We start from the raw sequence: 24,628 nt of genomic DNA on the forward strand, positions 1-24,628 counted from the left end.
GCTGCTTACTCTAGCTCAGACAGACTGAGCTTAGATTCCTGAGCTTTAGATCCCTGAGCTGTCTTCAGCTTGCTTAAGAACTCACGGGTGAGCTTGGCCAAGGCTTTAGAGGCATTTGCTTCTGGATCGGTGAGGACGACGGGCAGATAGCGATCGACTGATTTGGCCACCCGCACGTCGCTAGGAATATGGACGCTAAATAGTTGCTGACCGCTGAAGTCTTGTCGTACCCGATTGACCACCTGACGGTAATAGCGCCCGGTGAGCAGATTGCCGGACATGGTAAAGACGATGCCTAAAAGCTGCATCTGACGAATCTTGTCGGCCTCGTGGGTAGTTCTCAGGCGCTCAATCCGGCGCTGCAGAAGCTGAATCCCAATAACTGAAAGCGGTTCAGGTCGCGCTGGTAGCATGTAGAAATCGCTGGCTAAGAGGCCGCTGCGAGTCAGCAGGCTATAGCCGGGAGCGCAGTCTAAAATAATAAAATCGTAGTCGTTGAAGACAGGCTCCAGAATCGAGTAGATCAGCCGCTGCTCAAAGTGGTTCCAGGTTGCTTCAAAACGTCCTTCTTCACCTCTAGCGTTAGTCTGCTCGTGCAGCATTTTGGAAACCATGAACTCATCGTAGAGTTCAATATCGCCGGGCAGCAGGTCTAAGCCCTTGACGTTGCCGAGGTATCCGGCGATCGCATTAGCCGTGTTAGGCGCATCCGGGTTGCTAGGCCGGATGACTTCAGAAGGCGATCGCGTTAAATATTTGTCTGGATAGAGTATCTGATTGACCAAGTGACGCAGGGTTCGTTTCTCCTTGCGCCGCTTCGCGAAATCCGCCGGTGACATCAGGCTGAGGGTAGCGCTAATCTGAGTATCGAGATCTACCACTAGGACGCGCTGCTGATGGTTTCTGGCTAAACACGCCGCTAAATTAACCGTCAGCGTTGTCTTGCCAACGCCTCCCTTCATATTGGCAGTTGCGATGATATGAGGCATACGCTGACACTCCAACCTGATTGATTAAGGCGATCCCGTCTTAGGCAAAATATATTACCGCATCCTGTTCCCCCCGCATCAGCGCGATTGTACCTAGCCGCTGCAAGTCCTACGTTTTAACCTATCCCTTCTAGTGGAGGTGACTGCGGGATAAAACGGCTACGATGGCAAACCAGTTTACATTTAAAGACTATGCGTTTGCGATCGCTCTTTACCGTTTTATTTGGCTTAGCTCTCAGCACTACTCTTCTATTCCAGTCCTGCAGTGACACCAATTCTACGTCTCCTGAGTCAGCGCCTAATCTCAGCGATCGCATGGAGCAGGAGCATCGCGGTGAAACGCCTACAGCTACTGAGGCAGCGCTGCTAGAGCCTGCTATGCCTGTCACAGCAGAGGCAGTCACCTATGCCACCGTGGCGGGGGAGCCTATCACGGGCTATCTGGCCCAGCCTGAGGGCGCAGAAGCCGGGCTGCCCGCCATCATTGCTATTCATGAATGGTGGGGCCTAAACGACAATATTCGCGCCATGACAGAGCGGCTAGCCGGGGAGGGCTATACCGTCCTGGCCGTGGACCTCTACAATAGCCAGGTCGCTGATACATCTGCAGCCGCTCGGCAGCTGATGCAGGCGGTAATGAATGACCCTGAGCCTGCTGAAGCTAATTTGCAGCAAGCTTTTGACTATCTGGCCACGGAGCAGGCAGCCTCTGCTATTGGTTCAATTGGCTGGTGCTTTGGCGGTGGCTGGTCACTGCAGACGGGGTTATTGCTGCCGCAACAGCTAGACGCTTTGGCAATTTATTATGGTCGTCTCGTCACTGAACCGGAGCAGCTAGAACCATTACAGATGCCAATTATTGGCTTTTTTGGGGCTGAAGATCAGGCCATTCCAGTAGAGCAGGTGCGCGAATTTGAGGCCGCCTTAGAATCGCTGGACAAGCCTGCAGAAATTTATATCTACGAAGAGGCGGGTCACGCCTTTGCCAATCCTTCCGGTGAGCGGTATGCGCCAGAGGCCGCAGCGGATGCTTGGGCCAAGACGACCGAGTTTTTTGCTCAGTATTTGCAAGATACGGCTTCGTCGGCAGTTCGTTAGATTGGCTGGGTGATTTAAATTACATTTTGAGCTGATTAAGCTCACTGTGCTTGCACAGCAATGTCACAAAGGACTCAGCGAAATGACGGATATTTCCTCCGTATCTATACGTAACGACTAAGTTTGTTATTCAAGCGAGGAAATAGTCCATGCCATTCCCCCTGCCCTATAATTCGGCTGAACGTCCCCTGCCTCTGCTGCGTGAACCCGACAGCCTAGGAATTGATGCTCAGTTTAGTCAGCCCAATCATCCCGAAAAAAAGCGTTTAGCCGCTCATTGGAGCGTTGTTGACGGTAATCTGGTCTGTCAATGGCAACTACAGAAATCAGCGTAGTCCGCAAGCGCTGCCATCTGACAAATATTCAAGCTCAATCGCTTAGGTCAGCCTTTTTGATTCAATACGCATCAAAAGGGCTGATTCTATGTTGGCTGCGGTAGTAGCGGCAAAAAGCCGAGCAGTAGGAACCATCACCAGCGATCGCTCTGGTAGGGAGATTTTGGCCCCCGCTCTACATAGCGCTTGAGCTGCCGCGCCATCCGCTTGAGGCCGCGCTTTTCGTCATCTCGAATAAAGGGCAGAAAGAATCTAGCCAGCCCGCCTGAAACCCGTTCGCGGTGGCTATATTTGGTGCGGTTGGGACCAATATCTTGCAGCTCAAACAGGTGTTCGCTCTTAAACCCAGGGGCTGTTGAAACCCATCGTAGCTGGAGAGGGGGCTGTAGCCGCACAATCGTTGGCTGAAATTCTGTTTCTTCGTCTCCTTCCAGCCGCTGCAGTGCCAGCAGCACAGACGCCCCTTCGCGAAAGGGCTGCTGCGGGTCACAGTCAAACAAAAAAGTATTCCACCAGTACCATTTTTCTTTCGCAATCAAAGCCTGCCATACTTTTTCGCGGGCGGCTTCAATTTCAATTTCGGCGTACAAACTAGGCATGGCGGGAGCAGCAGGCGCGAAGCAGATTCGTCCATAAGGAACAGTGTAAAGAGAGTCGGTTAGCCAGACTAGAAACTAGGTCAGTTCAATAGAAATTACCTATTGGGCTTAACATTTATTAAGTTATCTAGGCAAAAGAGCCGTTCAAGCGTCTTATGGTCCAACTCACTCCCAACTCCAGCTTTAGCTTAACGCTTCGTCTAAAAATTCCAAATCGGGCAGGTATGTTAGCCAGAGTCACTCAGGCGATCGCCGAGGCCGGTGGCAATCTCGGACAGCTTGATCTCATTGAGCGATCGCGTCATTCAGTGATTCGGGACATCAGCGTTGATGCAGCTAGTACAGAACATGCCGAAAAAATTACCGATGCTATTGGTCAGTTAAAGCAGCATGGCATTGAGATGCTGAACGTTCACGATCGCACCTTCAACCTGCATAAAGGTGGCAAAATCCACGTGGAAGGTAAGATGCCGCTGCGCAATCAGGAAGACCTGGCAATGGCCTATACGCCAGGAGTGGGCAGAATTTGCAATGCGATCGCCGCCAAGCCAGAAAGAGTCTACGACCTGACAATCAAAGGCAACACGGTGGCAATTGTCACCGACGGCAGCGCCGTTCTGGGTTTAGGAAACTTGGGGCCAGCCGGGGCTTTGCCAGTGATGGAAGGTAAAGCCATGCTATTTAAGGCGTTTGCGGGGTTAGATGCCTTTCCCATTTGCCTAGACACCCAGGATACGGACGAAATTGTCGAAACCGTCAAGCGCATTGCTCCCGTCTTTGGCGGCGTTAATCTGGAAGATATTAGCGCCCCGCGCTGTTTTGAAATCGAGGCTCGCCTGGCGCAAGAACTAGACATTCCCATATTTCATGATGACCAGCACGGTACGGCCATCGTATCTCTAGCCGCGCTGTTCAATGCCCTGAAACTGGTCAATAAATCCCTAGAAAGCATCAAAATTGTGATCAATGGCGCTGGGGCTGCCGGGGTTGCGATTGCTCGCCTGCTGAAGAAAGCGGGCGCTAACACCATCATTATGTGCGACTCGAAAGGAATTATTTCGAGCGATCGCTCCCAGCTCACGCCGGAAAAACAGGCTTTTGCCGTGGCTACACCAGGCACATTAGCAGATGCGCTGCGAGATGCGGATGTTTTCTTAGGCGTGAGCGTTCCTGGCGTAGTGACACCAGAAATGGTCAAAGCGATGGCGGCCAATCCAATTGTGTTTGCTATGGCTAATCCAATTCCGGAAATCCAGCCAGAGCAGGTGGAAGGTCTTGTCGCGGTGATGGCGACAGGTCGCAGCGATTACCCTAATCAGATTAATAACGTCTTGGCCTTTCCGGGGATTTTGCGCGGTGCCCTAGACTGCCGGGCTCAGGCGATTACCACCACCATGTACCTAGAGGCGGCTCACGCGATCGCCTCTCTGGTCAACTCCAGCGAACTGAGTCCAGAACACATCATTCCTTCGGTGTTTGATTCACGGGTCGCCCTTGCAGTTGCTTCTGCGGTGCAGCAGGCTGCTAGAGATGCTGGTGTGGCTCGGCGCTAATTGGGCCAGCGACTTCTGCCGCCCGAAAGATAGCTGGGTGAAAATCATCTGTAATACACTGAGCCATGTAGTTAGCAAAGGAACGTAAACACCTTGTTAGATGAACAAGCTAAAAAGACACTGCTGCGCAAAATTCCCCACGGCATTTATGTCTGTGGCGTAAAGTCTGGGGACGATTTAAATGGCTTTACCGTAAGCTGGGTGATGCAGGCGTCTTTCCAACCGCCCTTGGTGGTCAACTGCGTCAAAAATGACTCCACCTCTCATACAATGCTCAAATCTAGCGGCGTCTTTGCGATCAGCTTCCTGGAAGCCGGACAAAAAGAAATTGCCCAAAACTTTTTTAAGCCGCTACGTCGTGTCGGCAACAAGTTTGAAGATATTGAATTTTACCCCGGCGAAGAAACTGGCTGTCCAGTGATCAAAGATTCGCTAGGCTACGTAGAATGCAATGTGGTTGGGAGCGTAGAACACGGCGATCATACCGTCTTTGTGGGTGAAGTTGTCGGCGCTGCGTTGCATAGAGAAGGTAAGCCCCTGTTGCTTGAAGATACGGGCTGGCAGTACGGCGGCTAAGCCTGCAAGCAACCTGGAGCAATTTTTAGAAACTAGTAAAAGCGGGGACATTTTTAACGATGTCCCCGCTTTAATTGGAAAAATTTTTGCTTTGAGAAAATTATTAATAAGGCTGATTCAATCAAAAAAGCCTATTAACAATCGCTTTGGAAAACTGCCGCTATGAAGACGTTGTCTGCGCTGCCAGCAGTTCCTTCAGCTTCTCAAGCTCATCCGCCCAGCGCGGATCGGGACGGGCAGCATCAGTAGAAGTGGAAGTAGAGCTGCCGCCACGAGCCTTGCTTTTGCTCTTACCACGGCGATTTGGGGCACTCCCGCCGCTTTCACTAGACTCTGCATCAGACTTGCCGCCTTTGCTACGAGGCAGCGCTTTCTCAACTTTGAGAGAGCTGTCTTGAATCTGATAGCCGTTGAATTTCTCCACTAGCACGTCTGCCTGCTCATCGGTCTTGACGGTGACAAAGCCAAAACCACGGCATTTGCCCGTCTTCCGATCAGAAATCAGCTTGATAGATACAATCTCTTCGGTGTAGTCGGCAAAAATAGCCTCCAACTCTTCACGCTCTAGCTCTTTAGGCAAATTGCCCACGTATAAACGAACTGACATAAAAGATACCTCTAACCTAATTAGGACACAACACTTTGTTAAACAGCAAAACCGTAGAGCACTTAACCAAAACGCTCAGGTACCCACAGGCTAATATCTGCAATTTGAGAAAAACTTATCGCCGCTGGAATGGAAGATACGCACGCTGAACTTCGTGGGAGGACATCGCCTTTAGCCTGAAAATAGATAGCTAACCTATGCCATAGCTGATCAAACCGCAGGCCAATTTGAGCTGTTAGCGATGAACTATCCGCATAAAGTGATTCGGACAACGTTAATTTTCCTAGAAAGCTTACCAACGAATTGCGCCAATCACTAAGGTACCACGACCCAGGGTAGGTATTGAAAAGCAGGTTTAAAGCGCCATAGAACTCTAATTCAAGCAGATCCAAAACAAAGAAGCAAGCTGTACAAAGTAAAGTTCGAGGCTCAAAACCAGCAGTCAGTCCTCGATCGCCTACAACTTTACCAATTGCGAGTCCTATTCTCATTTTAAGGAAAATAAACTTCAACCGCAGGAAAAAACGAATATTTTTTTAAGAGGCTGGATAGACAGGCGGGAGCGATTCAGGACACTCTTGCAGCCAGAACAGACGCTCCTAGAAAAAACCAGCCGCACAACGGCTGGTCAATCTTGCTGTGTTGAGAGTAGGAGAACCTGATACCTATTACCCCTTAAGGGCAAATGCGACCTCGTTAAAAAGTAAGTCACACCTAGGTGTACTGGAGTCCTATACAAAAATTAACACTTTTTGCCCATTGCCGCAATGTTTCTTAACTTTTAGCCACCTCGAAAGATAATGTAGATACCCATGAGCGTGGCGGCTGTGCTAATCCAGGTCAAGAAAATAGGCGCTTGTCCCCGAATCGTTTTGCCTGTCTGGGTCTGAAGACGCTCAATATCACACCAAATCAGTCCACCCCGGCGCAGCCAGCCCGCCACTGTGACTGAACGTCCTATCAGACTAGCCGGATGATGTTGACTCTGCCGGAAAAGGTAGCCTAGCGGCCCTAGTGCAGTAGAAAAGTGTAGCTTGATCAGGCCCTGATCGGTTTTTAGCAGTAGGCTTTGGCCCAGCAAGTTGAGGCTGCCCGGATGTCCTAGAAGCTGGCCCTCGACGATGAGCCTAATGCTGTCGATGGGTAAAAGTTCGTCACGACGGTAAAGCGCTGCTAAGTCGGGGTTAGAAGGCTTGCGGGTCGGACTGATATCGGGGAAAAGCTGATTGATCCGTAGAAGTGTGCCAATCCCAAAACCCATTAGCAGACTACCCTGCAGGAGCGATTGATCCTGATAAAGCCAGTCAAGCTGCCAAATGTTAAAGGCACTGGCAATGCCGCCTATAAACCACAGAATTAAGGCCAAGGCTCCGCCTATCAGCAGTCCTACAATTGGCCCACCCTGCTTTACGAGGGGCTGCCAGTAGCGATAAAAAGCGGAGAAGGATTTGATTTGAACGGCGGGGGAATCCATGGCAACTTCTGCGATCGCCCTTTTCAGGCCCTCCTGTTCAGCCATCTGGCTCAGCCACTGAATCCGCTCACCCAGCAAGGGTTGGGGCTGATTGAAGGTCAGCCAGTGGCGATAGGGGTTGCGCATATCCCAGACCAAAATTTCAGACCAGGGCAGAGTCTCAGCAAAGCTGCCCTGGCTAATAGCCACCTGAGCGCTCAGTGGGGTGAGTAAATCAATGCTTTCAAGCAAAGTAGGCACCTGTCGTTGGGCTTGAATATGGGTGGCCGTAAGGCGGGCTGTTTTCAGCAAAACCCTAATCAAGCCATTGGGATTGCCAGTCAGCCGGGCAGCAGCGCGATCGCTCTTGGCTGTGCCGAGTCGAGCTAGCCCTAGTCCCAGCTTGCGCATCAGCCAGTACAGGCTATAGCAAATCGCTGAAGCCGCGCCCAGTAGCTTCTGCCAGGTAGGTGCGGTTTGGCAATCGCTTTGCTGGGCTAACCACACGTACCCTTGGTAAAAAAACTGTAGATAAAGTCCCAATCCTGAAAGGATGGGCCAGTCCCCCCGGCCCATCCGCGCCAGCTCACGGGCATAGAGTACGGTTAGCTCGTCTTCGCTGAACTGCTCCAAAGCCCCCTGGCTAATTACCAAACGACCATAGCGTGGACTGAAACCATAGCTAAAGCAGAGCGGTATGGAGGTCGGCAGCAGTTTAAGATCGGGCATGAGCCAGTTACGCTGACGACAGACCCGGCGCAGCAATAGCACCGCTTCGTGACTGTGAACTTCTAGCTGCCGCGTGGAGAACGACTTAAGCTGATATAGGCGTTTCAGCAGTTCGTCAAACAGCCAAGGAGAGGCCAAGACTAACCCCAAACAGAAGAGAAAAACTAAAAAAGGATGGCTGTGGTAGAAAAAGAGCAGCGGTCGCGGATTGAAAGGCCAGCGGATCAGGGCCAAGAGGCTGTTGAGGGCTAGGGTGACTCGATGCAGCAGCCAGGTTGATAGCCATACCCAGGCGATCGCGGTGATCGCACTCAACAACCACACATCAACTGGTTTAGCGCTAGATAAGGTCTGAGGCGATCGCAGCCTATCTGGCAGCTGAGTCTGGTTAGGCAGTTGGGGGGCTGCAGCAGGGAGATTTGTCTCCGTCTGAGGTTCAACAGTTGGAGCGGAGATGGGCGTGGAGGCTGCCTGGATAGGCGGCGGAGAACCCGTAGCCGCATTCAGCCGTTCATATTGAAACAGAGAACCGCTGCCGTCAAAGCTATCAGCCGTTGAGGAAGTGGGGGCAATAGGAGGCGACTGCAAATCTTGCTCAGATGGCTGGGATGCGGAAGTTTCTAAAGGGGTAAAACCGCTGATGTCGCCAGGAGTAGGCTTTGGAGCCGGGAATGCTTTCTCAGGAGCCGTAGGGGCTGCGTCAGCCTCAAGTGGCGTAAACCCGCTTAAATCTTCTTGGCCCGGAGGGGGTTCTACGGCCTCGGCTGTCGCTGCTTGGATCTGCAATTCGGCTAGAGTCCGCTTGGCCCAGGCTTGCGCTTGAGGACTGGCATGGTGCTGCAGTGCTTGACACTGCGCGATCGCCGCTGCGATATCTCCTTGACCGGCAAGCGCTCTAACCAGTCCCATTTGCGCTTTGGCCTGATAGCGGCGGCTGGTTGTGCCTCTGAGTAGCTGCTGCAGAATGGCAGTGGCGGCTTCGTATTTTTGTTGCTTCAGGGCCGCAACTGCTTGAGCAAAGAGAGCGGCTTGCTGCTCAGGAGAAAGCGGCGTTGGAGAATCTGCAGTAGAGTCAGGGGCCATAGCGCGTTAAGTCACGAGCGATAAATTCTAGGGTACGCAAAACTCTAATAGTTGGCTCATGCTTGAGATCAGGCTGGCTCATCATCAAGTAGGGTTTGCAAAAAGGCGTACTGAGCTGCTTCCGCTGCATCTTCTAAGCTCATATCCTTGAGATCAATCAGACCCTGAGCCAGCATAGGCGCTCGCTTTTTATAGACGTTGTTAGCGCTGAGCAGGTCATGAAAAACCTCTTGCTCTACCTGGAGACGGTGGCTTTCATCGCTGAGCGGTGAAGCATAAGCGACTTGATCAACCTCATACTTCAGCAGAAAAATCAGGGCGTTGCTCTGCTGCTGAAGCTGATTTTGCAACTGGCGGATATCGAGATCTAAGCGTTCAAAGCCAACCTGGCCCTCAATTCGCAGCTCTACAATGGGTTGTAAATCTGGCTTGATCTCTCCGGTGTCAACAGCAGTAGTCACAGCCGCGATCGCCATTTGTTCAACGTCTTCTAGGGTTTCTTGGCCTCGCACCTTCAAATTTAAGCGGACAATAGGCCGCTGATGGTAATCCTGCTTCAGCGTCGCTTGGATGCCCTGCCCGTTGATCTCAACTAGGTAAACTCCCCGCTGATATTGGCTTTCTTCGATATTGTTCGCTTCCAAAGAACCCGGATTGAAGATCCAGCCCTCCTCGGCGTAATTTTTGTGAATATGTCCTAGAGCGAGGTAGTCAACCCCGGCAGTCTTGAGGGGACGGACTTCCTCATAGCGCAGCGCTCCGGCGTAGCGAGCTACCTGATCTTGTAGGCCGTGATGGAACATTAAAACGGTGTGGGCGGGGCCAACCGGCAGCTGCTGCAGCCCGTTAGCAATTTGCTGAATAGCCTGGGGAGCGGCAGCCCCGTACCAGCTCGATCCCAGTACGCGCACGCCGCACTCTAAATCGATGTAGCCGCCGCGACGGGTGCGATCGCTCCAGGGCTGATAGAAAGCCGCTTCGTCTGTAGCTGGATTGGGTTCTAACAGCTTGAGTAAGCCCCAGTCTGACAGATATTTCAACCAGCTCGTGGGCGTTCCATAGGGCCGGTTATCGTGATTACCCTCGATCGCCAAAACCGGAATTGCGGCTGCCTGCAGCTTTTTTAGCGCGATCTGCGCCTGATTCAAAATCGCGGGCTGAATATTGCGGTGCTCAAATAGGTCCCCGGCGATTAAAACAAAATCTACTGCGGCATCGATGGCGTAGCGTTCGATAACATCATTGAAAGATTTGAAAAAGTCTTTTGTCCGCTCTGAGCTACCGTAGCGATCGAAGCCTAGATGAATATCGGCCAGGTGCAAAAAACGAGCCATCTTAGGATTTTGCCACGCAAAAAGGGTACAGGTATACTGTACCCTCCTCAGAAAATATTCGTTAACCGCTAGACAGTAGCTGAGTTGGAGGCTGCCAGTTCTTCTAACCGTTCCTGCTGGTCTTGAGAAATGCAAGACTGAATCATGGTTTCGATATCACCTTCTAAGACCGGAGAGAGAGAGAAGTTCTGATTCAGGCGATGATCGGTAATGCGATTGTCTTTGTAGTTATAGGTGCGAATTTTTTCAGAGCGAGCACCTGTGCCTACCTGCGATCGCCGCATCGAAGTCACTTCAGCCTGCTGCTCTCGCATCTTCATCTCGTAGAGCTTGGCCCGCAAAATCTGCATAGCCCGCTCACGGTTCTGTAGCTGCGATCGCTCTTCCGTACAGAAAATCCGGATGCCCGTCGGCTTGTGAAATAGATCAACGGCGGTTTCAACTTTGTTGACGTTCTGTCCGCCAGCGCCGCCAGAACGGGCTGTTGACATTTCAATCTCACCCGGATCAATTTCAACTTCCACATCATCCACTTCGGGCATGATGGCCACCGTTGCTGTTGAGGTATGAACTCGCCCCCCCGCTTCGGTTACGGGCACGCGCTGTACGCGGTGAACGCCCGCTTCAAACTTCAGCTTGCTATAGACCTGCTCTCCTTGAATTTCCAGAATGGCTTCCTTGAAGCCACCCATATCAGCCAAAGACTCGCTCAGCATTTTGACCCGCCAGCCCTGACCTTCCGCATAGCGAGAATACATTCTCACTAAATCCCCGGCCCAAATGCTGGCCTCGTCTCCTCCGGCACCAGCCCGGATTTCCAGCATGATGTTCTTATCATCATTGGGATCTTGCGGCAGCAGCAGGACTTTCAGCCGATTTTCTAAGCTTTCACGCCGCTGATCTAGCGTTTCTACCTCTAGAGACGCCATTTCCTTCAGTTCAGGATCGCTAGCGGCTTCTTTATAAACTTCGCGCGCCCCCTCTAGTTCTTCCTGCGTTTCCTTCCAGGTATGGTAAGTCGTGACTGTTTCTTCCAGAGAAGCCCGGGCTTTGGCGATACGCTGAAACTCATCAGGATCTGTAGCGACATCGGGATCTGCTAAACGTCGCGTCAGTTCTGTAAAGGTTTGCTCAACCGAATTAAGCTTATCGATTAGGTAAGATTCAGCCATGACACCGGACACAGTTAGATAACAGACATAACATATGAAAAATCTCCGAGTGATTGATCAATCACTCGGAAAGCAAAGCGGCGATCGCTGAGGCTATTGCTCGGCAGCGTCGTCCTTCTGCTCTTGATTGCTATCCATCATGCCGTACTTCCGCAAGAAGCGCTCAACTCGACCCTCAGTATCAATAATCTTCTGAGTGCCCGTGTAGAAAGGATGATTGCCTGACCAAACGTCTACGCTGAGCTCAGGTTTGGTCGAACCTACTGTCATGACTAGCTTGCCATTACAGTAAACTTTGGCATCGGGGTACCAGGTAGGATGAATGTCAGATTTAGGCATTTTTCAACGTCGTCAAATTCAAGTAGCAATAACTAATTTGTTAAGTATGTCTCTCTACAGTGTAGCGAGGTTATCGCAGTTCCTGAGCTAAGCCCGTTAGCGCTTAGAGTACTGAGGCGCTTTTCTCGCCTTGCGCAATCCATACTTCTTCCGCTCTTTGGAGCGAGGATCTCGCGTGAGATAGCCTTCAATTTTAAGCGGCTTACGGTTTTCCGGATCCAGTTCGCACAGCGCCCTCGCAACGCCTAGGCGAATGGCATCGGCATGTCCGGTCAGTCCCCCTCCCCGCACGTTGACTAAAATGTCGTAGTCATTTTCTAGGCCAAGGGTTTCCAAAGGAGCCTTAGCTGCGGTTAAGTAAGCTGGATTACCTTGCAGATGCAGTTCTCCCGGCTTGCCGTTAATAGTCATTTGCCCGCTGCCGGGAACTAGGCGAACTCTGGCAATGGCTGATTTTCGACGCCCAGTACCCCAGTAAACAGCTCTTTCTGACTGATCAGTAGCCTGCATTATTTGTCTCCTCCAGGAATGGTGTTGATGATCAAAGTTTCAGGCTTCTGGGCCTGATGGGGATGGTCAGGCCCCGTGTAGACCTTGAGCTTAGTAAATAGCTTGCGGCCTAAGCTGTTTTTAGGCAGCATTCCCTTAACGGCCTTTTCCACGATGCGCTCAGGAATTCTGTTTTGGAGCTGAGCAAAGGTTTCAGTTTTCATCCCGCCGGGGCGACCAGAGTGACGGCGATAGAGCTTTTGCTCTCGCTTTCTGCCAGTAACGGCAATTTTTTCGGCATTGATCACAACGACGAAGTCGCCGGTGTCCATATGGGGGGCAAAGGTCGGCTTGTTCTTGCCCCTTAGAACAGAAGCAATTTCAGTCGCTAGGCGGCCAAGACGTTGATCGGTAGCATCGACAACGTACCACTTGCGCTCAATAGATTCTTGTGATGGAACGTAGGTTTTAGTCAACATGAGTATGGTGTTTATAATCAGACGAGGTAGTAAAGCTAGACTGCTGTGGGTACAGAGGTTAAAGACAGCAGGGGCTGGGTATCAAACCAAACTTCAGGCGCAAAGGGAAACTTAGGATAACCTACCCTCAGTAGGCAAAGTCCCTGAGCTGGGGCAGAATACTTGACTAAGTCACGCCGCTTCGTCATCCATAGCTGAGTAAAGCTTTCAGGCGATCGCTGGCCTTGCCCTACCTGCACAATCAGCCCTACAATGAGCCGCACCATGCCATAGAGAAATCCGCTGGCCTGCAGTTCGACGTACAGAAAGCTATTACGCCGATAGCATTCTGCTGCCTGAATTTCTACCCAAGAATGGGCGCGACCTGACCCTGCCCGATGAAAAGCTGTCAGATCGTGCTTGCCCACTAGGGGTGACAGGGCCGACTGAATTAAAGCTGCGTCCAAAGGCTGGTAATAGTAGTGCCAAGCATAGGGACTGATAAACAGGTTAGGGCGAGAATCAGTATAAAGCGTATATCGGTAGCGTCGCCACTGGGCCGAAAACTGGGCGTGCCAGTCACCGTCAACCTGAGCCGAGGCACGCACAGTAATATCTGCCGGTAGGCGATGATTTAGGATGGCCGCCCAGCGAGCTGCCGGAATAACCTGGGGGGCGTCGAAGTGAGCAACCTGAGCTGCTGCGTGAACGCCTGCATCGGTACGTCCCGCGCCGTGTAAAGTCACCTGGTAGCCCAGCACCTCTCGTAAAACCTGCTCAATGTCTCCCTGAACAGTTCGCTGGTTGAGCTGCCGCTGCCAGCCATGAAAATGGGTGCCTACATACTGAATCACCAGAGCAATGCGCTGTGTCTGATCCCAGCGACCACTGCGCTCGGATTGAATTTGCTGACCAATGCTGTCTGGGGTTGCCGACATCCTGAGTGCTTTAACTTCCCTAGGTAAGCTCAATGACGGCCATTTCAGCGTTATCTCCCCGACGGCGAACCGTGCGGGCGATGCGGGTATAGCCGCCTTGGCGATCGCTGTAGCGCTCTGGCACCTGATCAAACAGGGCGTGAACGAGCTGCTTGTCATAGAGATAGCCCATTGCCTGACGGCGGGCTGCCAAAGATCCCTCTTTAGCTAAGGTAATCATCCGCTCAGCTTCAGAGCGAACGGCCTTCGCCCGAGTTTTTGTGGTCTTAATCCGACCATGCCGAATTAGTTCGGTGGTCAGCGATCGCAGGAGGGCTTTACGCTGGTCGGCAGGCTTGCCAAGCTTGGGAATACGACGACGATGACGCATAATGGCTCACTTTAGGAAAATCAACACTAAAAAAGAAGCGCTACTATCGGCTTCGGGAAAAGCCCCTTCAGCTCAAACTGCACGAAGGGGCAAAAGCTTGAAAATCAAGAAGATTTAGCAGGTTTTTCTAGGGGTAGCGTAATACCCAATCGAACCTGTAGAGCTTCAATAACTTCCTCGGCAGACTTTTGGCCGAAGTTTTTGATCTCTAACAAATCTTCCTGGCTGTAGTCCAGCAAGTCTGAAACAGAGTTAATCTGGGCTCGCTTCAGGCAGTTATAGGCCCGCACTGAAAGCTGCAGCTCTTCAATCGGGATTTGGTTAGTCGGATCTTCGCTCTCTTTTTCTTCCTCTTGGGAAGGCTCTAGCGTCACATCCTTCAGAGGATTAAACAAATCCACTAGAATTGCTGCGGCCTGACTCATGGCTTCCTGAGGTGTCAGACTACCGTTAGTCCAAATATCCATGACCAAACGGTCTTTTTCCAGCGAACCTGCCACCATTGCATCTTCAACCGTGTAGTTGACCTTGCGGACGGGCATGAAAATCGCATCTATCTGCATGAAGTCTAGCGCCGCTGCATCGTCACGAGAGCGATCAATCGCCCGGTAGCCGCGCCCCTTCTCCACCTTGAATTCCATCTCCAAAGTGTGGCCTTCGGCAACGGTTGCAATGTAGTGATCGGGATTGATCAGCTCGGCATCGGCTGGTAAATCAAAGTCATCTGAAGTGACCGCCGCTGGCCCATGCACGATAGCACGGCCAATCAAAGGCTGATTTGAATAGCTGCTTAAAACGACCTCTTTCATATTCAACAGAATGTCTAAGACATCCTCTCGAACGCCCGGAATCGTTGAGAATTCATGGGTTGCCCCAGCAATTCGCACCGCAGTAATAGCCGCCCCTTCTAAATTAGACAGCAAAACTCGGCGGAGTGCATTGCCAACCGTGGTACCTTGACTCCTTTCTAAAGGCTCAATAACGAACTGGCTATACTGACCGTTATCGTCTTCAATAATTGACTCTACGCACTCAACCTGAAACTGTGCCATGGCGCAACCTCCCTTTTCCTTGCAGCTCTAACACGTAACCTGTTAGAAATTTGACTAGGCTTTTAATTTAAAATCTAGAACCTTCAGGCTGCTAAATGGCCGCCCAAGCTTCTACCCCCTGTTCCTGCCCGCTATCGGCAAAAGCCTTTTTCTAAACCCGACGGCGCTTGGGGGGACGACAACCATTGTGGGGAATCGGCGTCACATCGCGGATCAAAGTAATTTCCAAACCGGCTCCTTGCAAAGCTCGGATAGCGGTTTCTCGACCAGCCCCAGGACCACTCACCATCACCTCGATTTGCCGCATTCCCTGATCCATAGCTCGGCGGGCAGCACCATCCGCTGCGGTCTGAGCGGCAAAGGGAGTGCCTTTCTTAGCTCCTTTGAAGCCGCTAGAACCAGCTGAGGCCCAGGATACAGTTTCACCGTTAGTGTCGGTGATAGTTACAATTGTGTTGTTAAACGTGGATTGAATATGAGCTACGCCGCTGGGAATATTCTTTCTTTGCTTCCGAGCGCCTGACTTTTTAGTGGGTTTCGCCATAACAGTTAAAACCTAAGTGAATCGATGAGAATGACTGGGTGCTGAGCGACCCATTTAGTAGAGCTGAACGCAAGTAGTTGCCAAATTTAGAAATCTCAGTGAGCCATTGAGGCCAGACAAGCTGATTTGCCAGCAGTCTCCAAAAAAAATTGCTGACTTATACAGCAGCGCTTTTCGGTCAGCAAAAGAGAGAGATTAACCAGCCCTACTTCGCTTTCTTCTTACCCGCAACCGTGCGGCGAGCACCTCGGCGTGTGCGGGCATTGGTGCGAGTCCGCTGTCCCCGAACAGGTAGCCCAGCCCGATGACGACGACCTCGATAAGCGCCAATATCCATCAGACGCTTGATGTTCATATTTTCCCAGCGTCTGAGATCTCCCTCTATCTGATAGTCGTTCTCAACTGTTTCTCTCAGTTTCGCAACGTCTTCGTCGCTCAGCTCTTTGACTCTGATATCAGGATTAACCCCAGTCTTGGCCAAGACTTCCTGAGAACGACTCAGGCCAATTCCGTAAATGTATGTCAACCCAATCTCGATGCGTTTATCCCGTGGAAGGTCAACGCCAGCTATCCGTGCCACAGGTTAATCTCCCAAAAATTGAACCGTTACCTTAACGAGGTGCTATGACCTCAAAGCAAATTTTCTAGACTTGAAAACCAAAAAGAAAAAGTTACTAACCCTGACGCTGCTTGTGCTTCGGGTTAGAACAAATAACCATAACGCGACCACGACGACGAATGACGCGGCATTTTTCGCACATTCTTCGAACAGACGGACGGACTTTCATGTCCAGAATTTTCGCACTTTACTACAGAATGACTATCCTACTAAATTGATTGCCAATTCGTCAAATTAGATTACAGCCATAAATTTATTAAAAAGCTCGCTGCATTCATACAGCGAGCTTGGAAGGCTATTAAAGCGGCTAAGATTCTCGTCTGAGAGCTGCTTCTGCCTGCTTAAATTCTTGCTCTAATCGGTTTTTTAGCTTTTCGGGGATGGGCCGATTGGGGTAGGAGCTGTAGTGACCGGCCAAAGCGTTAAGCGCGGTGCGAACGGTTGTAAAAGAGCTGAGAGCTGCAACTGAGTTGTCGCGGCGATAGCGTGAAGCAAAGGTATTAATCATTTTCTTGGCTTCTGCTTCAGTTGCCATCTTATCGGGAGCATCAGCCGGGGCGCTAATCGCTTCTCTAAGACTGCTGATGAGCGCTAGCGTGTCCTGCTGGTAGTTGCCAGTCAGGCCGTCACTTGAGCTAGCAGTTGTATCGGCAGCGCTACACCCCGTCAAGCCAATTGAAAAGGCTAAAACGAGGGCAAATAGGCATGAAAAAATCTTTCTCATAAAAACCTCAATGGGATAAAGGATAGGCTATAGCTTAGTTCAAAGACTATCTTGGGAATGAGATACTTTGCTGATCTTAATCCTGCAGCTCATCATAGGGAAAAGGTGCATTTGGCGCATAAGTCTTAAGCAGGATAAATGCGAAGTCGGCGATTGGGCTCGTCACCAAAGCTAGAAGACTTTAAGCGGTAATGCTCGGCCAGCTCATGCTGCATCTTACGTACCTTAGCCGAGCGCGGCAGCAGTTCTACAGGCTGCCCTTTGGGAATCACAATTTGCTCGACTGCCAATCGAGCTTCTTCAAGAGCCTCTAATTCGTCATCGGAACCGTTGCGTGAAAACAGTTGCAGATTCGTAGCGGTGGAAAGCCCATTGGGTTCTTCAATATCTAGGAGACGCTGCAAAGCTCGGATAATTTGAGGCACGCTGTTTGACTTGACGGTCTGAATAGGAATTTGCCTGGACTTAGCAATATGACGCAGCTTGGAGTGGTTTTTAACATGAGAGCGCAGCGCTAAGACGGCATCTGAGCTGTCTAAGTCTTTGGTCAAAGCTACTGGCAGATGCAGCGTGCTAATAACCTGGTCTAACTGATGACGGCTAATGCCGTAGGGATAAACCTGAACAATGTCCTCTCCTTCCAGGCCAAATCTAGGCGCTGTTTCCTCAGTAGTCAGAACATCTTGCATCTGAGCAAAGCCGTCTTCTGGAATAGAGCTGCGGATCGACTGCTCAAAGTACTGCTGTTCTGCTGTCACCGGCTGACTTTCTTTTGCAATCGGATAGGCCCTGCTGGACAAGGTAGGGCTAGTAGCTACCGGGGTCATCCGCCCGGAGGCGCGCCATCCGCGATTGCCGCTGCGCGATCGCGACGGACTGGCTGCTTCGTTAAAGCCGCTAGGCAGCTCGTGCGTGATTTTGACCTTGCCGTTTTCGCCAATCGTACGGACTTGGGTATTAGGCTGTCTGCCTCGCAGCAGGATATCTACCGTGTTCGCTACGTCTTCGTGGATGATCCAGCGCTGACGCTCCATCATTTCAACCGCGATTTCAAACGTGGGCGGTGCTTTGCGCTCTAGGACGCTTTTTTGACTGCCCCGCCGCCGCGCTTCATCATCTCCTAGCGTCACTGACTGAATGCCGCCGACTAGGTCAGATAGGGTAGGATTCTTGATCAGATTTTCGATTCGATTACCGTGGGCGGTACCCACAAGCTGCACGCCTCTCTCAGCAATAGTTCTAGCAGCCAAAGCCTCTAGCTCTGTGCCAATTTCATCAATCACAATTACTTCCGGCATGTGATTTTCCACCGCTTCGATCATGACTCGATGCTGCAGCTCCGGTTGAGCCACCTGCATCCGCCGCGCCCGACCGATGGCCGGATGAGGAATATCGCCATCGCCCGCAATTTCGTTAGACGTATCGATAATGACTACTCGCTTGAGCAAGTCATCGGCTAGGACGCGAGCAATTTCTCTTAGCGCCGTCGTTTTTCCTACCCCCGGACGCCCCAGCATCAGAATAGATTTGCCGGTTTCCACTAAATCTCGAATCAGGCCAATAGTGCCAAAGATGGCGCGGCCCACCCGGCAGGTAAGACCAATCACTTCCCCAGAACGGTTGCGCATAGCGCTGATGCGGTGCAAAGTTTGCTCAATGCCAGCTCGATTATCGCCGCTGAAATGGCTGATATGGTCGATGCACTGGTTGAGGTCAGCTTTAGAGACAACTTCCTCCGATAAATATTCGGCCCCTTCTGGAAAACGCGCTTCAGGCCACCGCCCTAAATCCATCACAATCTCAATTAACTGGTTGCGCTGGGGATGATGCTCTACAGCCTCTCGAATGCTGACGGGAAGTACCTCAATGAGCCGATCCAAATCATCTGTAACAGCCGCTTGAGAGATAACGGCGGTCTGATCCGAATTCGCTGAGATATTGGCATTCATGTCGGAAGCAGTGTTGCTGTTCGGACTGACCATAAGCCTATCAGGTGATGAAATAAGTACTAAAAGTTAGAGCAATCCAGAAAAACGAACTGGGTAAAATCCAAGCTGTTGCGATCGATAAGATGACCGGCGCTGCCTGCTTGAGCTGTCCGACTAAGCCTGTGGCTAAGTCGATTGCTTGCTTGAGTAACCTGGGGGAATCTTCTAGCTGCTGCTGTTGCTTTTGATATGTCTGAGCTGAGACAGCTGAGGGAAGAGGCGGTTCAAGCTGATTGATAATTGGCGCTAATAGCGATCGCGCGTAGCTGCCGTAGGCAACGCCAGCTACGGTAGGCAACTTTGTCAGGCGCTGTGGGTGGGGCAGCAAATCCAGCGATCGCAGCTTATCCACCGTGTGCTGATTAGTCCCTCCTGCTAGCTGAACGTACCCCGGCAAATCAGTGGCTAAAAGCTTCTGTCCTAGCCTGATCGCCGCGTGCGTTGTGCCCTTACCAATATCACCGCTCATCGGTCTACCGTCAGCTTGCCAAACTAGCGGCCTGTCTAGCGGCTGCATCATTTCCCACAGATGCTGCAAATAGCGTCCTAAGCCCGGTGCGTCAGGGCAGCTCACCGCCAAAACCTTTAGCTGCGAGCGGTGAGGACGAATAACCCGCCACAGGCGCTCAAAGTCTGCTTCCCGGCCAACCTGCGTATGGATTTCAATCGCATCGACTCCCATCAGAACTGAAGCGGTTATGGCTGCAGGAGTAGAAACGTAGGTTTGAGTGGTAATGTGCTGACTGGGGCAAACCGGCAGACAGCGCCCACACCCGTAACAAAGTTCGCTAATAACGCCGGCAAAGCTGCTGCTGTTCTGCTTGGGAAAGGTGATAGCCTCAGCCGGACAAACGGACTCGCAGGGACGATGACAGCCCGGAGGACAGTCGCTGAACTCAAAAGCGGCCTTCCTAAAATGCGGATCTTCCCCATCGTTGAGGCTGACCATGAGCCAGGGGCGAACAAATTCAGCCGCAGCGGGAGAGTATGCCTGAGTAGTTGCTAAATTTTCGGCGACATCGAGAGCCGCCTTAACCGCTGCCACCACAGCCGGATCTGACGCAACATCAATACAGTCAGCTCCTGCTAGCGCATAGGCCAGCGCTAAATTTCTTACAGCAGGAAGGTGCTGATAGCTGGCGCCGCAAATAAGCTTAAACCAGTGACCTTCCTTGAGGGCAGTCAGAGGAGAATACAGTTTGCTCACCCTTCTATGCTAATGGGTTATTGCAAAAATGAGGCGATCGCTATAGCCGTTCCGCAGCAGCTCGTAGGCTAACAATATGTCAGGTGGCTTAGAGAGCCTGCGCTAAAGGCATCCAGCTAAAAACGCGATCGCCTCCCATTTCAACTACCACTTTTACCTGCGGGGCAATTTTGGGCAGATTCGTCAAATACTGCACTTCCTGATGGGAAAGAATATTGCCTTCTAAAATCCAAACCAGCAGCCCTTTCGACTGGGCCGGTAAAGACTCAAGACGATAGCTCAAAATAGGCGGCACATAGTAGGTATAGCCTACGGCAGCAGACTGCCCCGTCGTCTTCTTGCCCAGATGGGGCGGTCGAACGCCGTGCACCCCCATCAGATAAGCAGAAAGATCCCCCAGTCCGCGAGCGGTAATGCTGAAGGTTTCATAGCCTGCAGCCCTAAGCCGCCGCCGATAGCGTCCTTCAAACCCTCCCTCTAGCGGCACCTTAACCGCCAAGGCCCCAGATTGCTCCAACCCTTGAATGAATTTTTTGCCCGTAATCAGGAGTGACATAGATAGCGAGTAGCTGCTTAAAGTGCAATAACTGTACAGTCATCTTAAATATATATCACCTAGATTCGCGTCAGTCCGTAGGTGAGCTTCGACCCAGTGCAGACCAGCAAGCGTTATTTCAGTTCTGACGCTTTTAGGCGGCAAAAACCGCTAAAAGAAAAAAGAAAAAAGCTACCCCCCCTAGACAAAGCGCTGCCGAATCAGTAAGCTATTTAATTGTCGCCAAAAACGGATACTGAGCGGTATATCTGTTCAAGTCCAGGTGACTGCTTACCATTTTTGACCGTGTATCTGCTGTTGTTTGAGCCTCATCTTTGTTTTTGGGCAGACAGGCTAGGTTGGTCAGGTTTAAGCGATCGCGACGACTAGCAAATCTGTAATCTGCTGCTGAGCAGCCAACGCAGATTTTTAATAGTTTTCGAAGCGTCCTGTTTTGGTGTGCGGACTATCTGATAGGCTGCTGCCTTGCACTGTGTAAAAACGGAGAGATCTCATCGTGTCTGTCGGTATTCTTGGAACAAAGCTTGGCATGACCCAGATCTTTGATGAAGCAGGGAATGCAATCCCCATCACGGTGATTCAAGCCGGTCCCTGCGTCGTCACTCAGGTCAAAACTAAGCAAACTGATGGTTATTCTGCGGTGCAGATTGGCTATGGCGAAGTGGCTGTTAAGGCGCTCAATAAGCCAGAGTTAGGGCACCTCAGCAAGTCTGATGCTCCTCCCCTACGGCATCTTAAGGAATATCCGATGACGGGGACGGAAAATGAGTTTCAGCTAGGCCAGCAGCTCACCGCTGATCTGTTTGAGCCAGGTCAATTAGTAGACGTAGCAGGCACCAGTATTGGTCGCGGCTTTGCCGGTTATCAAAAGCGCCATAACTTTAAGCGCGGCCCCATGTCTCACGGTTCTAAAAATCACAGAGCACCGGGTTCAACCGGCGCTGGAACAACACCGGGGCGAATTTATCCGGGTAAGCGTATGGCAGGCCAGCTTGGAGACAAAAAGGTAACTGTCCGTAAGCTGAAGGTTGTGCAGGTGGATGCTGAGCGTAACCTGATTTTGATCAAGGGAGCCGTGCCTGGAAAGCCGGGTGCTTTGCTCAGCGTTGCTCCGGCTAACCTCGTTGGGTAGAAGCAGGCCAACAAAATTTTTGCTGATTTTAAGTCTAATCAGCAGCGTCAGTGTCACTTGAGGGGCAGAGAGTTTAAAGCATTATGGTTGATTGTGTAATCCGTGACTGGCAAGGTCAGGAAGCTGGAACAGCAGCCTTTGAACTTAAGGTTGCCAAGGAAGAAAATGCTTCCCACATTGTGCATCGAGCGCTTGTGCGGCAGATGAACAATGGGCGTCAGGGGACGGCTTCGACTAAAACCCGGGCTGAAGTGCGCGGGGGTGGACGTAAGCCTTGGCGACAGAAAGGAACAGGGCGCGCCCGTGCAGGTTCTAATCGCTCTCCACTGTGGCGGGGCGGCGGCGTCATCTTTGGCCCCAAGCCGCGCAGCTACGAGATCAAAATGAACCGCAAGGAACGGCGTCTGGCCCTAAGAACGGCTTTCCAGAGTCGGGCTGAAGACATGGTCGTGGTGGAAGATTTTGCCCAGCAGCTCTCTCGCCCCAAAACTAAAGAGGTAATGCAGGCGATCGCCCGGTGGAATGTCGATCCCGACAGCAAAATTTTGCTCATTGCTTCAGACCTACCAGAAAACCTTTATCTGTCTGTACGCAATGTCGCTAACCTAAAGCTCATTTCGGCTACCAACCTCAATGTGTACGACCTGCTGCTAGCAGACAGCCTCATTGTGACAGCGTCAGCCCTTGAAAAGATCCAGGAGGTTTACAATGACTAAGTCTTTTGATCCTGGCATTTTGGCAGACATCATTCGCCGCCCAATCGTGACTGAAAAGGCAACCTTACTGTTAGAAAACAATCAGTACACGTTTGAAGTTGCCCCCAAAGCCACTAAGCCAGAAATTAAAGCAGCGATCGAGCAGCTATTTGACGTTAAGGTAACTGGCGTCAGCACGGTGAATCCGCCTCGCAAGCAGCGCCGTTTCGGTCGTTTCTTAGGGTATAAGCCAACCTACAAGCGGGCTGTAGTCACCTTGGCGATCGGGGACACTATTACGCTGTTTCCTGAAGTGTAGCCGCGTTCCATTGCAGATATTGTCACGATTTTTTAGAGCTGAAGTTAGGTAGTGCAAACGAGGATTTGAGTCATGGGAATCCGTTCATATCGGCCATACACCCCTGGAACGCGAGAGCGGACTGTTTCAGATTTCACCGAGATTACTCGAAGTGAACCTGAAAAGTCTCTGACTCGCTCGGTTCACCGAGCCAAGGGCCGAAATAATCGCGGCGTCATCACCTGTCGTCATCGCGGCGGTGGGCACAAGCGGCTTTATCGAGTCATCGATTTTCAGCGCAACAAGCACAACGTTCCGGCCAAGGTTGCGGCAATTGAATACGATCCCAATCGCAATGCTCGAATTGCTCTGCTGCACTATGAGGATGGCGAAAAGAGATACATTCTGCATCCCGCTAATTTGGCCGTGGGTTCAACTGTTGTTTCAGGTCCCGGTGCGGATTTAGAAATCGGCAATGCGCTGCCTTTATCTAATATTCCTTTGGGTACTCAGGTTCATAATGTTGAGCTAATCCCTGGTCGTGGGGGCCAAATTGTCAGAGCAGCAGGCACTTCTGCCCAGCTCGTTGCCAAGGATGGCAACTACGTCACGCTGAAGCTGCCTTCTAGTGAAGTCCGGATGATTCGCTGTGAGTGCTACGCCACAATCGGTCAGGTGGGCAACGCTGATGTACGCAACGTCACGCTCGGCAAAGCAGGGCGTAAGCGCTGGAGCGGTCGCAGACCTGAGGTTCGCGGTAGCGTTATGAACCCGGTCGATCACCCTCATGGTGGCGGTGAAGGTAGAGCACCCATTGGTCGTAGCGGCCCTGTTACGCCTTGGGGTAAGCCAGCTCTCGGCCTGAAAACTCGCAAAAAGAAGAAAGCTAGTAATGCACTGATCGTCCGTCGCCGTCGCCGTGCTTCTAAGCGAGGCCGGGGTGGGCGTAGCGCTTAAAGATTTGTCTGGTCGATTAGCTGCACGGCAGCCTGTCAGAAACGCAATCCTGTTGAGTTGGTAATCCTATGTCTCGCTCGTTGAAAAAAGGCCCCTTTGTGGCTGACCATCTTTTGAAAAAGATTGAAACGCTGAATGCCAAAGGAGAAAAGCAGGTTATTAAAACCTGGTCTCGGGCTTCTACCATCTTGCCTCAGATGATTGGACATACGATCGCGGTTCACAACGGTCGGCAACACGTTCCTGTCTACGTGAGTGAGCAAATGGTTGGGCACAAGTTAGGGGAGTTTGCCCCTACCCGTACCTTCCGGGGTCACGCCAAGAGCGATAAAAAAGCCCGTCGATAGAAAAGCATTGAGTGGAGTAGATAGAGATGGCTGTTGATACGTCTGCACAGGTGAAGGCCGTTGCCCGATATGTCCGGATGTCGCCACACAAAGTGCGACGAGTTCTCGATCAGATTCGGGGGCTTTCTTACCGAGAGGCTCTGATTCTTCTAGAGTTCATGCCTTATCGGTCTTGCCAACCAATTCTTAAAGTCTTGCGTTCTGCGGTTGCCAACGCTGAGCACAACGAAGGATTAAATCCAGCGGGCCTAATTGTAAGTGAAGCTTACGCGGACCAAGGTCCCACCTTGCGGCGATTTCGTCCCCGCGCTCAGGGCCGAGCTTACCAAATTCGTAAGCCAACCTGTCACATCACGATTGCTGTAGCCCCTGCAGCCGAATAAAGCC

The 24,628-nt window shown here is 51.5% G+C and carries 30 protein-coding genes; 10 read left to right on the top strand and 20 right to left on the bottom strand.

The genetic code is table 11. The features are described 5' to 3' along the window. Nucleotides 1–5 precede the first annotated feature (5 nt). Entirely contained in the window at nt 6–989 is a 984-nt protein-coding gene (locus QJQ48_RS13600) for a ParA family protein (RefSeq protein ID WP_346291784.1), read from the bottom strand. A 192-nt stretch (nt 990–1,181) separates the two neighbouring features. Here QJQ48_RS13600 and QJQ48_RS13605 point away from each other — a divergent pair, with 192 nt between their 5' ends. Together QJQ48_RS13605 and QJQ48_RS13610 are read left to right on the top strand one after the other, a co-directional pair. Next, nucleotides 1,182–2,087 carry a dienelactone hydrolase family protein gene (locus tag QJQ48_RS13605; RefSeq protein WP_346291785.1) on the top strand — a complete coding sequence of 302 codons (906 nt, stop codon included), beginning with the start codon at nt 1,182–1,184 and terminating at the stop codon, nt 2,085–2,087. A gap of 149 nt (nt 2,088–2,236) precedes the next feature. Continuing rightward, on the top strand, nt 2,237–2,422 hold the full coding sequence (locus QJQ48_RS13610) for a hypothetical protein (protein WP_346291786.1): 186 nt from the start codon (nt 2,237–2,239) through the stop codon (nt 2,420–2,422). A 134-nt stretch (nt 2,423–2,556) separates the two neighbouring features. Here QJQ48_RS13610 and QJQ48_RS13615 read toward each other — a convergent pair whose 3' ends face one another. Next, on the bottom strand, nt 2,557–3,021 hold the full coding sequence (locus tag QJQ48_RS13615) for an SRPBCC domain-containing protein (protein WP_346291787.1): 465 nt from the start codon (nt 3,019–3,021) through the stop codon (nt 2,557–2,559). A 155-nt stretch (nt 3,022–3,176) separates the two neighbouring features. Here QJQ48_RS13615 and QJQ48_RS13620 point away from each other — a divergent pair, with 155 nt between their 5' ends. Together QJQ48_RS13620 and QJQ48_RS13625 are read left to right on the top strand one after the other, a co-directional pair. Then, nucleotides 3,177–4,574: an NAD-dependent malic enzyme gene (locus tag QJQ48_RS13620; protein WP_346291788.1), complete on the top strand. Its 1,398-nt coding sequence runs from the start codon at nt 3,177–3,179 to the stop codon at nt 4,572–4,574. A 93-nt stretch (nt 4,575–4,667) separates the two neighbouring features. Beyond that, entirely contained in the window at nt 4,668–5,150 is a 483-nt protein-coding gene (locus QJQ48_RS13625; RefSeq protein ID WP_346291789.1) for a flavin reductase family protein, read from the top strand. Nucleotides 5,151–5,310: 160 nt separating this feature from the next. On the opposite strand, the gene QJQ48_RS13630 is transcribed toward QJQ48_RS13625, so the two are convergent. The 18 genes from QJQ48_RS13630 to ndhN form a co-directional block, all read right to left on the bottom strand. Then, nucleotides 5,311–5,757 carry an RNA recognition motif domain-containing protein gene (locus QJQ48_RS13630; RefSeq protein ID WP_346291790.1) on the bottom strand — a complete coding sequence of 149 codons (447 nt, stop codon included), beginning with the start codon at nt 5,755–5,757 and terminating at the stop codon, nt 5,311–5,313. A 62-nt stretch (nt 5,758–5,819) separates the two neighbouring features. Continuing rightward, nucleotides 5,820–6,269, bottom strand: coding sequence for a hypothetical protein (locus QJQ48_RS13635; protein ID WP_346291791.1), 450 nt, complete (start codon nt 6,267–6,269; stop codon nt 5,820–5,822). A gap of 269 nt (nt 6,270–6,538) precedes the next feature. After that, nucleotides 6,539–9,022 carry a hypothetical protein gene (locus QJQ48_RS13640; RefSeq protein WP_346291792.1) on the bottom strand — a complete coding sequence of 828 codons (2,484 nt, stop codon included), beginning with the start codon at nt 9,020–9,022 and terminating at the stop codon, nt 6,539–6,541. A gap of 68 nt (nt 9,023–9,090) precedes the next feature. Beyond that, nucleotides 9,091–10,356, bottom strand: coding sequence for a metallophosphoesterase family protein (locus QJQ48_RS13645; protein WP_346291793.1), 1,266 nt, complete (start codon nt 10,354–10,356; stop codon nt 9,091–9,093). 68 nt (nt 10,357–10,424) lie between these two features. Next, complete coding sequence (gene prfA, locus QJQ48_RS13650) at nt 10,425–11,528, bottom strand: peptide chain release factor 1 (protein ID WP_346291794.1); 1,104 nt, start codon at nt 11,526–11,528, stop codon at nt 10,425–10,427. 93 nt (nt 11,529–11,621) lie between these two features. Beyond that, nucleotides 11,622–11,867: a 50S ribosomal protein L31 gene (gene rpmE, locus QJQ48_RS13655; RefSeq protein WP_346291795.1), complete on the bottom strand. Its 246-nt coding sequence runs from the start codon at nt 11,865–11,867 to the stop codon at nt 11,622–11,624. A gap of 96 nt (nt 11,868–11,963) precedes the next feature. Continuing rightward, entirely contained in the window at nt 11,964–12,377 is a 414-nt protein-coding gene (rpsI, locus tag QJQ48_RS13660; protein WP_346291796.1) for a 30S ribosomal protein S9, read from the bottom strand. Beyond that, entirely contained in the window at nt 12,377–12,832 is a 456-nt protein-coding gene (gene rplM, locus QJQ48_RS13665; protein ID WP_346291984.1) for a 50S ribosomal protein L13, read from the bottom strand. The genes rpsI and rplM overlap by 1 nt, the downstream gene beginning before the upstream one ends. Before the next feature lie 38 nt (nt 12,833–12,870). Then, nucleotides 12,871–13,752 carry a tRNA pseudouridine(38-40) synthase TruA gene (gene truA, locus QJQ48_RS13670; RefSeq protein WP_346291797.1) on the bottom strand — a complete coding sequence of 294 codons (882 nt, stop codon included), beginning with the start codon at nt 13,750–13,752 and terminating at the stop codon, nt 12,871–12,873. Between the two features lie 19 nt (nt 13,753–13,771). Continuing rightward, a complete protein-coding gene (gene rplQ, locus QJQ48_RS13675) occupies nt 13,772–14,122 on the bottom strand; it encodes a 50S ribosomal protein L17 (protein ID WP_346291798.1) in 351 nt (116 codons plus the stop codon). 104 nt (nt 14,123–14,226) lie between these two features. Next, a complete protein-coding gene (locus QJQ48_RS13680; protein ID WP_346291799.1) occupies nt 14,227–15,174 on the bottom strand; it encodes a DNA-directed RNA polymerase subunit alpha in 948 nt (315 codons plus the stop codon). A 151-nt stretch (nt 15,175–15,325) separates the two neighbouring features. Then, nucleotides 15,326–15,718, bottom strand: a complete 393-nt coding sequence (gene rpsK, locus QJQ48_RS13685; RefSeq protein ID WP_346291800.1) for a 30S ribosomal protein S11 — start codon at nt 15,716–15,718, stop codon at nt 15,326–15,328. A 205-nt stretch (nt 15,719–15,923) separates the two neighbouring features. Continuing rightward, nucleotides 15,924–16,298: a 30S ribosomal protein S13 gene (gene rpsM, locus QJQ48_RS13690; protein WP_346291801.1), complete on the bottom strand. Its 375-nt coding sequence runs from the start codon at nt 16,296–16,298 to the stop codon at nt 15,924–15,926. A 94-nt stretch (nt 16,299–16,392) separates the two neighbouring features. Then, nucleotides 16,393–16,506, bottom strand: coding sequence for a 50S ribosomal protein L36 (gene rpmJ, locus QJQ48_RS13695; protein ID WP_346291802.1), 114 nt, complete (start codon nt 16,504–16,506; stop codon nt 16,393–16,395). A 138-nt stretch (nt 16,507–16,644) separates the two neighbouring features. Next, entirely contained in the window at nt 16,645–17,061 is a 417-nt protein-coding gene (psb27, locus tag QJQ48_RS13700; RefSeq protein WP_346291803.1) for a photosystem II protein Psb27, read from the bottom strand. Nucleotides 17,062–17,186: 125 nt separating this feature from the next. After that, a complete protein-coding gene (locus tag QJQ48_RS13705; protein ID WP_428843051.1) occupies nt 17,187–19,043 on the bottom strand; it encodes a R3H domain-containing nucleic acid-binding protein in 1,857 nt (618 codons plus the stop codon). Between the two features lie 7 nt (nt 19,044–19,050). Further along, nucleotides 19,051–20,256 (bottom strand): circadian clock protein LdpA, encoded by a 1,206-nt coding sequence (ldpA, locus tag QJQ48_RS13710; RefSeq protein WP_346291804.1) that lies wholly within the window; start codon nt 20,254–20,256, stop codon nt 19,051–19,053. An 88-nt stretch (nt 20,257–20,344) separates the two neighbouring features. Next, nucleotides 20,345–20,812 carry an NAD(P)H-quinone oxidoreductase subunit N gene (gene ndhN, locus QJQ48_RS13715; RefSeq protein ID WP_346291805.1) on the bottom strand — a complete coding sequence of 156 codons (468 nt, stop codon included), beginning with the start codon at nt 20,810–20,812 and terminating at the stop codon, nt 20,345–20,347. A gap of 496 nt (nt 20,813–21,308) precedes the next feature. On the opposite strand from ndhN, the gene rplC reads away from it, so the two are divergent. The 6 genes from rplC (at nt 21,309) to rplV (ending at nt 24,624) form a co-directional block, all read left to right on the top strand. Further along, a complete protein-coding gene (gene rplC, locus QJQ48_RS13720; protein WP_346291806.1) occupies nt 21,309–21,944 on the top strand; it encodes a 50S ribosomal protein L3 in 636 nt (211 codons plus the stop codon). 83 nt (nt 21,945–22,027) lie between these two features. Beyond that, nucleotides 22,028–22,660, top strand: a complete 633-nt coding sequence (gene rplD, locus QJQ48_RS13725; RefSeq protein ID WP_346291807.1) for a 50S ribosomal protein L4 — start codon at nt 22,028–22,030, stop codon at nt 22,658–22,660. After that, complete coding sequence (locus tag QJQ48_RS13730; RefSeq protein ID WP_346291808.1) at nt 22,653–22,958, top strand: 50S ribosomal protein L23; 306 nt, start codon at nt 22,653–22,655, stop codon at nt 22,956–22,958. Before rplD ends, QJQ48_RS13730 begins: the two co-directional genes overlap by 8 nt. A 72-nt stretch (nt 22,959–23,030) precedes the next feature. Continuing rightward, entirely contained in the window at nt 23,031–23,894 is an 864-nt protein-coding gene (gene rplB / locus QJQ48_RS13735) for a 50S ribosomal protein L2 (RefSeq protein WP_346291809.1), read from the top strand. 68 nt (nt 23,895–23,962) lie between these two features. Beyond that, nucleotides 23,963–24,241: a 30S ribosomal protein S19 gene (rpsS, locus tag QJQ48_RS13740; RefSeq protein WP_346291810.1), complete on the top strand. Its 279-nt coding sequence runs from the start codon at nt 23,963–23,965 to the stop codon at nt 24,239–24,241. A gap of 26 nt (nt 24,242–24,267) precedes the next feature. Beyond that, the gene (gene rplV, locus QJQ48_RS13745) at nt 24,268–24,624 is read left to right on the top strand and encodes a 50S ribosomal protein L22 (RefSeq protein WP_346291811.1); all 357 of its coding nucleotides are present in this window, start codon (nt 24,268–24,270) and stop codon (nt 24,622–24,624) included. Nucleotides 24,625–24,628: the final 4 nt, after the last annotated feature.

The organism is Sphaerothrix gracilis Ecp01 (assembly GCF_030405905.1).
GTDB lineage: Bacteria > Cyanobacteriota > Cyanobacteriia > Phormidesmidales > Phormidesmidaceae > Sphaerothrix > Sphaerothrix gracilis.